Source organism: Massilia sp. 05N420 (genome assembly GCF_056397205.1).
The window spans coordinates 36874-48550 of the sequence record NZ_JBFTMX010000011.1 but is presented as its reverse complement, the minus strand read 5'-3'; the positions used below and the strand labels follow the sequence as shown (position 1 = coordinate 48550).

The following is an 11677-nucleotide window of genomic DNA, read 5'->3' as shown; positions in this document are numbered from 1 at the left end:
CATCGTATAAGGTGGATGAGAACAATTCCAAGGAGCCCGCAGTGAAGAACTTCGTCCGCAACAACAAAGGCTTCCTGGCCTTTCTGGTCCTGTTCGGCGTGTTCCGCTCGGCGGTGGCGGACTGGAATCCGATTCCCTCGGCCTCGATGCACCCCAATCTGTTGGAAGGCGACGTGGTGCTGGTGAACCGCATGGCCTTCGATCTGAAGGTGCCGCTCACCGACGTGGTGCTGGCGCGCATGGGCGAGCCGGCGCGCGGCGACATCGTCACCTTCCGTTCGCCGAAGGACGGTATCCTCCTGATCAAGCGCCTGGTGGCGCTGCCCGGCGACACCGTTGAAATGCGCAACGAGCGCCTCTACATCAACGGCAAGGGCGCGGACTACGGCATGGTGGCGGAGTCGCTGGATTCGATCCAGGGCGCGACCCTGCGCGCGCTGCAGCTGTCCGAATCGATCGAAGGCGGCAAGGGCTGGCGCCGCCACATCCAGGTGCTCCCGGACGTGGTTGCGCCGCGCACCTTCGGCCCGCTGCGGGTGCCGGACGGCCAGTACCTGATGCTGGGCGATAACCGCGACAACAGCGCCGACTCGCGCATGATCGGCCTGGTGCCGCGCAAGCTGCTGGTCGGACGCGCCGAGCGCGTGCTGGTGTCGGCCGACTACCAGGGCAACTGGATGCCGCGCACCGAGCGTTTTGGCATGTCCCTCTACCATGTAAACTGATTGTCGTTACAATCTCGCCTTTGGTTCAGCGAAGGCGATGTAGATGCAAAGACTGTTGACGGTGATCCTGGCCTGCCTGGGTATGGTGGGCGCGCTGGCGATCGATACCTATCTTCCCTCCATTCCCGCGATCGGGCGCGCCTTCGCCGTCGGTCCGGTGGCCGTGCAGCAGACCCTGAGCGTGTTCCTGTTCACGTTCGCCTTCATGATGCTGTTCTACGGGACCCTGTCCGATTCCTTCGGCCGCCGTCCCGTGATCATGGTGGCGCTCGTCATGTACACCCTCGGCTCGGTCGGCGCCGCGCTGGCGCCCACCTTCGGCTGGCTGCTGGCTTTCCGTGCGCTGCAGGGCCTGTCGGCGGGCGCCGGCTCGGTGATCGGCCAGGCCATCGTCCAGGACCGTTTCAGCGGTGCCCAGGCCCAGAAGATGATGTCCCACATCATGATGGTGTTCGGCCTGGCGCCGGCTATCGCGCCGGTGCTGGGCGGCTGGCTGCACGTCACCTTCGGCTGGCGCGCCACCTTCTGGTTCCTGGCGCTGTTCGGCGCACTGATGCTGGTCCTGTGCTGGCGCCTGCTGCCGGAAAGCCTGCCGCCCGAAAAGCGCCACGCCTTCCATGGCGTCGCCATCGCCCGCAACTACCTGAAGGTGCTGGGCCATCCGCAGTTCCTGCTGCTGTCGCTGTCGGTGGGCCTGGCCTTTGGCGGCCTGTCCCTCTACATCGGCTCGGCGGCCAACTTCGTGATGGAGATCCTGCACCTGCCCGAAACCGCCTTCGCCTGGATGTTCATCCCGCTGATCAGCGGCATGGTGATCGGTTCGGCCTGGGGCGGCAAGCGCGCCGGCAGCCATGCGCCGGCAACGATGCGCGCGATCGGCTTCGGCCTGATGCTGCTTGCCTGCGTGCTGAACGTCGGCTATACCGCCTGGGCCGGCGCCGCCGTCGCCGTGCCCTGGGCCGTGCTGCCGCTGATGGTGTACACCTTCGGCCTGGCGGTGGCCATGCCGGCCATCCAGGTGGGCGCGCTGAGCCTGTTCCCGGACAACCGCGGCCTGGCCTCCTCGATGCTGGCCTTCATCCAGATGATGTCCTTCGCGCTGGTGTCGGGACTGGCCGCGCCGCTGCTGTTCGGCAGCGCCTTCAAGCTGGCCTGCGGCGTGACGGTGGGCCTGGCCGGCAGCTACGCGGCGGCGCGCCTGGCGGGCCTGGCGGCGCGCGACGTGCATACCCAAAAGTGATGTGCGGGCGCCGCCGCTGGCGCTAGACTGGCGTTTTCCGCACCGGAGAACGCCATGCATATGCGCGCACGCAGCCTCGTCCTGACCGCCCTGATGCTGGCCGGCGCCGCCGGGGCGCAGACGCCGGTCGGCGACTACCACCAGCACATCTTCAGCGCCGAAGACATCGCGTTGGCCGGCCCCGACTCCGGCCTGCAGCCGCTGGACGCGAAGGACGTGATCGCACTGCTGGACGCCGCCGGCATCCGCAAGGCGACCCTGCTGTCGGTCGCCTTCTGGTACGGCAAGCCGGGCCGCCGGGTCGAGGACGAAGCCGGGCAGGTGCGCCGCGAAAACGACTGGACCGCCGCCCAGGCCGCGCGCTATCCGGACCGCCTGATCGCTTTCTGCAGCTTCAATCCGCTGAAGGACTACGCGTTGCAGGAGCTGAAGCGCTGCGCCGCCACCCCGGGCATGGGACGCGGGATCAAGCTCCATTTCGGGAATTCGGACGTGCAGCTCGACGATCCTGCCCACGTGGCGCGCTTGCGCGAGGTGTTCGCCGCCGCCAACGCGGCGCACATGGCGATCGTTGTCCACATGCGGGCCAGCATCAGCAAGGAGAGGCCCTACGGTGCACGCCAGGCCAGGATCTTCGTCGAACAGCTGCTGCCGGCGGCGCCCGACGTGGTCGTGCAGGCGGCGCATTTCGCCGGCAGCGGGCCGGGCTACGAGGACCCACCGGCGCGCGAAGCGATGGCGGCGCTGGCGAGCAGCGTCGCCCGGCGCGATCCGCGCACCCGCAATCTGTATTTCGACGTCGCCTCCATCGTCGATCGCGACATCAGCCCGGAACTTGCGCAGCTTGTCGCGGACACGATCCGCCAGGTCGGGCCGGGCAGGGTGCTGTACGGGACCGATGCGGCCCAGGGCGCCAACCTGCGGCCACGCGAATCCTGGGCCGCCTTCAGGAAGCTGCCGCTGACCGACGCCGAATTCGCGCAGATCGCCGCGAACGTGCCGCCGTATTTTCGCTGAGCTTCAGCGGCGGTTGCTCTTCATCGCCTTTTCGATTTCGCGCTTGGCGTCGCGGTCGCGTTCKGTGTCGCGCTTGTCGTGCTGTTTCTTGCCCTTGGCCAGGCCGATTTCGCACTTCACGCGGCCGCCCTTGAAGTGCAGGTTGAGCGGGACCAGGGTATAGCCTGATCGTTCGACCTTGCCGACCAGCTTCTCGATCTCGGCCTTGTGCAGCAGCAGCTTGCGGGTGCGCAGGGCTTCCGGATGGCTCCAGGCGGAGGTGGCGGTCAGGGCGCTGATGTGGGCGCCGAACAGGAACAGCTCGCCGTTGCGGACGACGACGTAGGCTTCCTTGATCTGCACGCGCCCTTCGCGGATCGCCTTGATTTCCCAGCCTTGCAGCACCAGGCCGGCCTCGTAGCGGTCCTCGATGARGTAGTCGAAAAAGGCTTTCTTATTATCAATAATACTCATGAAATAGCTAAAATGCGCGCGTCGGTTAAACTACTGTTAATCCAACATCATAACAAACGGCTGACAAATGGCAGTAGTGCACAAATCAGTTTTCTTGGGCTATAGCGCCGAGCAAATGTTCGACCTCGTTGCAAAGGTCGAGGATTATCCGAAATTTCTCCCCTGGTGCAGCGGTGTGAAGCTCATCGAACGGACGGGCGACAACCTGACCGCCTCCCTGCAGATCAACTTCCACGGCGTGAAACAGAGCTTTACCACCGCCAACCACAACCAGCGTCCGACCCAGATGAAGATGCACCTGGTCGACGGGCCTTTCAAGATGCTGGAAGCGGTCTGGTCCTTCAAGTCGCTGCGCGCGGACGCCTGCAAGATCGACTTCGACATGCAGTACGAGTTCTCCAGCGTGATCCTGGAACAGATCGTCGGGCCGGTGTTCGGCATGATCGCCAACACCATGGTCGATTCCTTCTGCAAGCGTGCCGAGCAGGTGTATGGAATCTAAAACGCCCCAGTCGGCCGGCGAGCTGCAGGTCACTATCGTCTACGCCACGCCGAAGGACGAGTTCATCCATCCGATGCGCGTCGCGCCCGGCACCACGGCCGGCCAGGCGATCGAACACAGCGGCGTGCTGGCGCGTTTCCCGGAAATCAGCCTGGTGACCCAGACGGTCGGCATCTACGGCAAGAAGAAGTCGCTGGACACGGTATTGCGCGAGCGCGACCGGGTCGAGATCTACCGGCCGCTGGTGGCGGATCCGAAGGATTCCAGGCGCAGGCGCGCCGCCAGGAAGTAGGGTGGGGCGCTAGATTACGGACATTGCGCCAGAGTGCGCCTTGCCTTTTCCAGCCGCTGCGCGCGCTCCTCGTCCGATACGTAGTCGCGCTCGCCCTTCTTGTCGATGCGCACCAGACGTACGCCTGCATTTAACTGTGCCTGTTCCGCGCGCGCCGCATCGCATCCGGCCGCACGCGCCTTGTCTGCGGCAAGCGCTTCCCCCTCTTCCTTGGCCCGGCTGGCGGAACGTTTCCGGTAGTCCGCCTCGCGCTCCATCCAGCCCGGCGTGGACGGCTTTTCGGCGGACGCACCGGGCGTGGACGCCGGCTCGGGCGCCGGCTCCAGTCCGCGCGGCGCCTTCAGGATACGGCTCGGCGGCGTGCCGGGCGGCGGCGGGCGATCCGAGAAGACGCGCGCGCCTTTTTCGTCGATCCAGCTGTATTGGGCATGGGCGAGCTGCGGGAGCAGGGCGAGGGCGCCAATCGACAGGAGGCGCAGCCAGCTTGGGTTCATGATGTTTCCTTGCGTTATCTTTACCCTGATTTCGCCATGATTCGCCGGGCATGTCAACGTGCGTGGTTTTTCGCCGAATGGATGGGTTTCAGGTGCATTCGGGCCTTTTTTGGCCCCATGAAGACGTTTTACGGGAGTTTCTGTATAATTCGCTTTTGCGCCTATAGGAAATAAAACTATGCGTCTTCTTCAGAAAGCACTCACCTTCGATGATGTGCTGCTCGTCCCGGCCTACTCCAACATCCTCCCGGCCAACACGTCCCTGCGAACCAAACTGACCCGGAATATCTCGCTGAACATTCCGCTGCTGTCGGCCGCAATGGACACCGTGACCGAAGCCCGTCTCGCGATCGCGATGGCGCAGGAAGGCGGCATCGGCATCATCCACAAGAACCTGCGTCCCGCCGACCAGGCTCGCGAAGTGGCGCGCGTCAAGCGCTTCGAGGCCGGCGTGCTGCGCGACCCGATCACGGTCCCGCCGACGATGAAGATCCGCGACGTGATCGCCCTGCAGCACCAGCACGGCTTCAGCGGCTTCCCGGTGGTGGAAGGCAAGCAGGTGATCGGCATCATCACCAACCGCGACCTGCGCTTCGAGGAAGACCTGGACGCGGAAGTGCGCACCAAGATGACCCCGCGTGAAAAGCTCGTCTACGTCAATGAAGACGCCGACACGCTTGAGGCCAAGCGCCTGATGAACAAGCACCGCCTGGAGCGCGTGCTGGTCGTGAACGACGCTTTCGAACTGCGCGGCCTGATCACCGTGAAGGACATCCTGAAGTCGCATGAACACCCGAACGCATCCAAGGATGCGCAAGGCAAGCTGCTCGTGGGCGCGGCAGTGGGCGTGGGCGACAAGGACAAGGAACGCGTGGAACTGCTGGTGAAGGCCGGCGTGGACGTGCTGGTGGTCGACACCGCCCACGGCCACTCGCAGGGCATCCTGGACCGCGTCAAGTGGATCAAGGACACCTACCCGCAAGTCGACGTCATCGGCGGCAATATCGCCACCGCGGCCGCCGCGCGCGCGCTGGTCGAAGCCGGCGCCGACGCCGTCAAGGTCGGCATCGGCCCGGGCTCGATCTGCACCACCCGTATCGTCGCCGGTGTCGGCGTGCCGCAGATCACCGCGATCTCGAACGTGGCCGAAGCGCTCGAAGGCACGGGCGTACCCTGCATCGCCGACGGCGGCATCCGCTTCTCGGGCGATATCTCGAAAGCGCTGGCAGCCGGCGCCCACACCGTCATGATGGGCTCGATGTTCGCCGGTACCGAAGAGGCGCCGGGCGAAGTGATCCTCTACCAGGGCCGCAGCTACAAGGGCTACCGCGGCATGGGCTCGCTGGGCGCGATGGCCGAAGGCTCGGCCGACCGCTACTTCCAGGAAGCCTCGAGCAAGGCCGACAAGTTCGTGCCGGAAGGTATCGAAGGCCGCGTCGCCTACAAGGGCAGCGTGCTGGCCATCATCTACCAGCTGGTCGGCGGCGTGCGCCAGTCGATGGGCTATTGCGGCTGCGCGAGCATCGAAGAACTGCGTGCGAAAGCCGAGTTCGTCGAGATCACTTCGGCAGGCATGCGTGAATCCCACGTCCACGACGTGCAGATCACCAAGGAAGCGCCGAACTACCGCTCCGAATAAAGATCCCGAGACGCGGCCCCTGCGGCCGCGTTTTTGTATTCGCTATCAGAAGACCATATGCATTCCAAAATCCTCATCCTCGACTTCGGTTCCCAGGTTACCCAGCTGATCGCCCGCCGCGTGCGCGACGCCGGCGTGTTCTCCGAGGTCTACCCCTACGACATCGGCGACGACTTCGTCCGCAACTACGGCGCTTCCGGCGTGATCCTGTCCGGCAGCCATAACTCGACCCTGGAAGGCGACTCGCCGCGCGCGCCGCAGGCCGTGTTCGAACTCGGCGTGCCGGTGCTGGGCATCTGCTACGGCATGCAGACCATGGCGGCCCAGCTGGGCGGCAAGGTCGAAAACGGCAAGGTGCGCGAATTCGGCTACGCCGAGGTGCGCGCCCGCGGCCACACCAGGCTCCTGAACGGCATCAACGACTTCGTCACCGATGAAGGCCACGGCATGCTGAAGGTCTGGATGAGCCACGGCGACAAGGTCCTGGAAATGCCGGAAGGCTTCAAGCTGATGGGCTCCACCGACAGCTGCCCGGTGGCCGCCATGGCCGATGAAGAACGCCGCTTCTACGCGCTGCAGTTCCACCCGGAAGTCACCCACACCACGCAAGGCGAAGCCATCATCGGCCGTTTCGTGCACGAGATCTGCGGTTGCAAGAGCGACTGGAACATGCCGGACTACATCGGCGAAGCCGTCGAGAAGATCCGCGCCCAGGTCGGCAGCGATGAAGTCATCCTCGGCCTGTCCGGCGGCGTCGACTCGAGCGTGGCCGCAGCCCTGATCCACCGCGCCATCGGCGACCAGCTGACCTGCGTCTTCGTCGACCACGGCCTGCTGCGCAAGGACGAGGGCAAGATGGTCATGGACATGTTCTCGAAGAACCTCGGCGTGAAGGTGCTGCGCATCGACGCGAGCGACCAGTTCATGGGCCACCTGGCCGGCGTGACCGATCCCGAGCAGAAGCGCAAGATCATCGGCCGCGAATTCGTCGAAGTGTTCCAGGAACAGGCCAAGCAGCTGACTTCCGCTCGCTGGCTGGCCCAGGGCACGATCTACCCGGACGTGATCGAATCGGCAGGCAAGGGCAAGAAGGGCCAGACCATCAAGAGCCACCACAATGTGGGCGGCCTGCCGGAAACGCTCAACCTGCAGTTGCTGGAGCCGCTGCGCGAGCTGTTCAAGGACGAGGTGCGCAAGCTGGGCGTGGCCCTAGGCCTGCCGCACGACATGGTGTACCGTCACCCCTTCCCGGGTCCGGGCCTGGGCGTGCGTATCCTGGGCGAAGTGAAGCGTGAATATGCCGACCTGCTGCGCGAAGCGGATGCGATCTTCATCGAAGAGCTGCGCAATACCCCGTTCGTGGCGCCGATGGTGCCGGGTATCGACGCGGGTAAAGCGCCGGTGAACTGGTACGAGGCGACGTCGCAGGCGTTTGCCGTGTTCCTGCCGGTGAAGTCGGTTGGCGTGATGGGCGATGGCCGTACCTATGAATACGTGGTGGCGCTGCGTGCCGTGCAGACCCTGGACTTCATGACGGCGCAGTGGGCGCATCTGCCGCACGATCTGCTGGGCCGGGTGTCGAACCGGATCATCAACGAGGTTCGTGGTTTGAATCGCGTTGTTTATGATATTTCGGGTAAGCCGCCGGCGACCATCGAGTGGGAGTGACGGGAGTTCTCTAACTAGTTGATTCCAAGTTGGAATTTAATGAGCCGTTGATCATTGCCAGAATGATCGACGGTTTTTTTATCCGGGCGAGTGAGTTCGGGTATGCCAAAGTATTGCCAAGTAAGAGATTTTATTAGGATTAGACGTGGCACTGGCCATGAATCGCCACCATCTTCCTAGATACTCTATAGCCGTAAAGAATATCGCTTTTCAAACTCGACTGGCGACAACCGTTCGTTGAAGCTGTGGCGCCGCTTCGGATTGTAAAACATCTCGATGTAGTCGAAGACGTCCTGTCTGGCCTCGTCGCGCGTTGCATAGACCTTGCGGCGAACCCGCTCTCGCTTCAGCAGCTGGAAAAAGCCCATCATAGACTGAGTGTCGTGGCAGTTACCGCACCTGCTCTTGCTTTGCACAAAGTTGTGTGATTCGAGGGTGTCAAGCTGCCGGCCTGTAGTCGGGCTCTCTCGGCGGCGATTACAAGACATTGGGATGTTCCGCAGGACGTCGCAGACGCCATTGCGCAGGCAGCTGATCCCGGCGAGTCAAACCTTGCCCTGGCGCTTCGCCAGGGCGATTGTATTGCCAAGCTGCGGCTGCTGCTCGACAGCGGTGTCCTATCCGCAGACGATACCCTCATCTCGGTTGCGCTCGACAGTTTCCAGCAGCGCTGCCTGCGAAAGCTGTGCAATGTGGAAAGTTAAAGACATTTCGATTGCTTGCAACGCAGAGAAATCAGTAGCTCAACCATTTTGTCGGAACGGAAGGCATTTGCAACCTAATGCCGCCGAAAAAAAGAACGCGCTTGAAAGTGAAATCAAGCAAATGCGACAAATGTTATGTGTGTGCTCGTCGAGTGCTACAACATGCCGGTGCGCTACGCCTGTCTGGCGCGCAAGTTCTTTGTAACGTTGTCAATTTTCGATCATGGCCGCCCAATCTGGCATTCGGCGCCATTAGACCGGGACAGAACACTGTTCTTGCCGCTTGGTCTACAAGTGGCAGCGCGTGTCGGGGCCTCGACAATGCAGGTGCTATATTGTTCGAAAAAGATTGCAAGACGACGAGGCGCTTGAATCCGTCTTTTTCTTTGCCGTAACTTGGGGGGCTAAGGAATGGCCCGGTCCGCGCTTTATGGAGTTGATGCAATCGAATGCCAGATACCGATCGAAATCGCACACTTCTACCTGCCTTCCTAGTACTGCTGCTTGGATGCTCCGTTTCGTTCTCCGCTTTCGAACTCGAAAATCGCCTCGCTGGCGAACGTACCGCGCTTCACGCGGCGACCGACGCGGCCCAGTACCAGTACGCACTTGAGCAGGGCATCGGCGCTTACGCCCATTTAAGCCGGGACCTGGCGGGTTACGTCGCGGCCGCCGGTGATTCTGGCGAAGCTGGCTTCGTAAGATATGCGCGCACCGCCGATGTGCTTGCCGAGCATCCGGGCCTTCGCTCGATTGGATATGTTGAGCAGGTGCCAGGCTCCAGCCTGGATACCAATGCCTTGTTCTCATACTGGTACATGTATCCGCGAAGTGCAGAGGCGCTGCGTGCCTGGGAGCCCGACTTGTCGAAAGTACCTGAACGCCGGCGGGCAATGCAGGTGGCCCGCGATTCCGGCTTGCCCACCTCTACGCAACCGCATTCCTACCTGAGCAGCTCGAATGCAACGCCAGTGGTCGCCGTTTTCTCGCCCGTCTACCGCACGGCGCTCCCGCCAACTACGATTGCCGAGCGGCGCGCAGCATTGCGCGGCTTTGTTTTTTTAGTTGTCGATGTTGACGAGGCAGTGGAGCGGGTAATGGGGCCGGGATTTCGTCGGTCATTCGACCTTGAGATTTACGACGGATCGGTGCGCCCCGAGAATCAGTTGTATGACGGCGACAAACGACCCCACTTTCGCTTGGGCGACCGTGATTTTCCTGTGGCCCGCCAATCCGACCTTACGTTCGCTAACCGCACGTGGAAACTGTTTTTCTTCGCAAAACCTGTGTACCGCGAGCGTTATTACAATCCCTACGGCGTAGTGATCCTGTTGGCGGGCTTTATGGCGTCGATCGGACTCGCCTACCTCACTGCAGCGTGGATGCGGCGTGTGGCCAAGCGCTCGCGCCGGCGCGCAGAAGTCATGCGCTTTGACACGATCTTCGAAAAACACCCTTTTGCGGCCTATTCCCTCGATCACCGACACCGCTTCCTGAGTGCAAACGCGAAGGCCTTGAATGATTTTAAATTGAGCAAGCAAGACCTGATCGGGAAGCCCATCGAGGAGATGATCGTGCCGGAGAATCTGTCGCGCTTTCTCCAGGCGTTTGCGGAGGTCTTGAATGGGGATTCGGTGTCCTTCGAATCGGCGCTGATCGATAACGTTGGCGTGCGCATCGAGGTGAGCATGATCATGCTTCCGGTAATAGCTAACGATCGGGTGATCAGTGTTCTCGGTATTGCCGAAAACATCACTGAACGCAAATTGATCGAGTGGCGCCTTGCGGACTCTCAGCGGATGCTCAAACTGGTCATCGACAACATTCCCCAGAGGGTATTCTGGAAAGACTCGCAGCTCAGATATCTGGGCTGTAACGAGGCGTTTTCCCGTGATGCAGGCTTGGCGCGACCCGAAGACATCGTTGGCAAGAGCGATTTTGAACTGGCTTGGCGGGCAAGCGCGGAATTGTACCGGAATGACGACATCGAGACGATGCGCTCCAACGAGCCAAAAATCAATTTCGAGGAGCGTCAACTGCGTGATGATGGCAGTGAGACGTGGTTGCGCACAAGCAAAATACCGCTCTATGACATTGACGGACGCACCGTCGCGTTGCTCGGGTTATACGAAGATATCACTGATCGTAAGTTGCTTGAACGACAGCTGCAGCAATTGGCGCATTACGACAGTCTGACCGGGCTGGCCAATCGCGCCTTCTTCTACCACCACTTGGAATTGGTGACGTCGCGCTTGAAGCGCCGCCATGCGACAGTGGCGCTGCTGTACCTCGACCTTGACCGGTTCAAGGCGATCAACGATACCTATGGCCACGACGCAGGCGACGTGGTGCTCAAGGCGTTCGGTCAGCGCATCAAGCACGTGGTGCGAGAGACGGACCTCGTGGTACGCCTCGGCGGCGACGAATTCGCCGTGCTGCTGGAGGATTTGCCCGACCCCAAGACCGCAGAAACCGTGGCGCGCAAGCTTGTTGCAGTGATGCAGGCGCCATTTCCACTCGGGTCGGCCGACGTGGCGGCCGGCACTAGCATTGGTGTCGCCTATCTCGAGCCAGGTATGGCTGGCGACGAGGCGGTGCGCCGGGCGGATCAGGCGATGTATCGGGCCAAGCGTGGCGGACGCAACCGGCATGAGGTTTACGGCTCTGCTCTCTAGGCGTGCATTTGCAGGAGATTGTTGCCATCGGTAGAGAGCCTGGATAGCGGTGCTTTGCCACCGATCCCTTGGCGGGGACGGCCACGGTCGTAATCGTCGTTCCACTGGCGGAGGACATCCGTCCGCTCGTCAGAATCGGTGTAGACGAAACCATGGATCCACTCGTCTAGCGCTGACTAGATGATGCGATCTGCCTTACCGTTGGTTTGCGGTCGGTAGAGTCGGACGACGCGATGCTTAAGTGTTGGACGACAAAGGTTGGAGCCGC

General features: G+C 62.2%; 10 protein-coding genes and 1 pseudogene. 8 read left to right on the top strand and 3 right to left on the bottom strand.

The window, feature by feature from the left end:
* Window positions 1–41: 41 nt before the first annotated feature.
* The 3 genes from lepB to AC1DIX_RS08770 are packed head-to-tail and all read left to right on the top strand — an operon-like array spanning window position 42 to window position 2982.
* Window positions 42–725 carry a signal peptidase I gene (gene lepB / locus AC1DIX_RS08780; RefSeq protein WP_477249574.1) on the top strand — a complete coding sequence of 228 codons (684 nt, stop codon included), beginning with the start codon at window positions 42–44 and terminating at the stop codon, window positions 723–725.
* A gap of 43 nt (window positions 726–768) precedes the next feature.
* A complete protein-coding gene (locus AC1DIX_RS08775; protein WP_477323615.1) occupies window positions 769–1965 on the top strand; it encodes a multidrug effflux MFS transporter in 1197 nt (398 codons plus the stop codon).
* 54 nt (window positions 1966–2019) lie between these two features.
* Complete coding sequence (locus AC1DIX_RS08770) at window positions 2020–2982, top strand: amidohydrolase family protein (protein ID WP_477323613.1); 963 nt, start codon at window positions 2020–2022, stop codon at window positions 2980–2982.
* 3 nt (window positions 2983–2985) lie between these two features.
* On the opposite strand, the gene smpB is transcribed toward AC1DIX_RS08770, so the two are convergent.
* The gene (gene smpB, locus AC1DIX_RS08765; RefSeq protein ID WP_477323611.1) at window positions 2986–3435 is read right to left on the bottom strand and encodes an SsrA-binding protein SmpB; all 450 of its coding nucleotides are present in this window, start codon (window positions 3433–3435) and stop codon (window positions 2986–2988) included.
* A 67-nt stretch (window positions 3436–3502) separates the two neighbouring features.
* On the opposite strand from smpB, the gene AC1DIX_RS08760 reads away from it, so the two are divergent.
* Both AC1DIX_RS08760 and AC1DIX_RS08755 read left to right on the top strand, forming a co-directional pair.
* Window positions 3503–3937 carry a type II toxin-antitoxin system RatA family toxin gene (locus AC1DIX_RS08760; protein ID WP_441934436.1) on the top strand — a complete coding sequence of 145 codons (435 nt, stop codon included), beginning with the start codon at window positions 3503–3505 and terminating at the stop codon, window positions 3935–3937.
* The gene (locus AC1DIX_RS08755; RefSeq protein ID WP_441934437.1) at window positions 3927–4229 is read left to right on the top strand and encodes an RnfH family protein; all 303 of its coding nucleotides are present in this window, start codon (window positions 3927–3929) and stop codon (window positions 4227–4229) included. Before AC1DIX_RS08760 ends, AC1DIX_RS08755 begins: the two co-directional genes overlap by 11 nt.
* A 14-nt stretch (window positions 4230–4243) precedes the next feature.
* On the opposite strand, the gene AC1DIX_RS08750 is transcribed toward AC1DIX_RS08755, so the two are convergent.
* On the bottom strand, window positions 4244–4723 hold the full coding sequence (locus tag AC1DIX_RS08750; RefSeq protein WP_477323609.1) for a DUF4124 domain-containing protein: 480 nt from the start codon (window positions 4721–4723) through the stop codon (window positions 4244–4246).
* Window positions 4724–4901: 178 nt separating this feature from the next.
* On the opposite strand from AC1DIX_RS08750, the gene guaB reads away from it, so the two are divergent.
* Both guaB and guaA read left to right on the top strand, forming a co-directional pair.
* Window positions 4902–6362 (top strand): IMP dehydrogenase, encoded by a 1461-nt coding sequence (guaB, locus tag AC1DIX_RS08745; protein ID WP_441934441.1) that lies wholly within the window; start codon window positions 4902–4904, stop codon window positions 6360–6362.
* Window positions 6363–6419: 57 nt separating this feature from the next.
* Window positions 6420–8030 (top strand): glutamine-hydrolyzing GMP synthase, encoded by a 1611-nt coding sequence (gene guaA / locus AC1DIX_RS08740; RefSeq protein WP_477249581.1) that lies wholly within the window; start codon window positions 6420–6422, stop codon window positions 8028–8030.
* A gap of 185 nt (window positions 8031–8215) precedes the next feature.
* Here guaA and AC1DIX_RS08735 read toward each other — a convergent pair.
* Window positions 8216–8464: pseudogene (locus AC1DIX_RS08735) on the bottom strand (IS3 family transposase); the annotation flags it as partial.
* 719 nt (window positions 8465–9183) lie between these two features.
* On the opposite strand from AC1DIX_RS08735, the gene AC1DIX_RS08730 reads away from it, so the two are divergent.
* Window positions 9184–11409 (top strand): sensor domain-containing diguanylate cyclase, encoded by a 2226-nt coding sequence (locus AC1DIX_RS08730; protein WP_477323607.1) that lies wholly within the window; start codon window positions 9184–9186, stop codon window positions 11407–11409.
* Window positions 11410–11677: the final 268 nt, after the last annotated feature.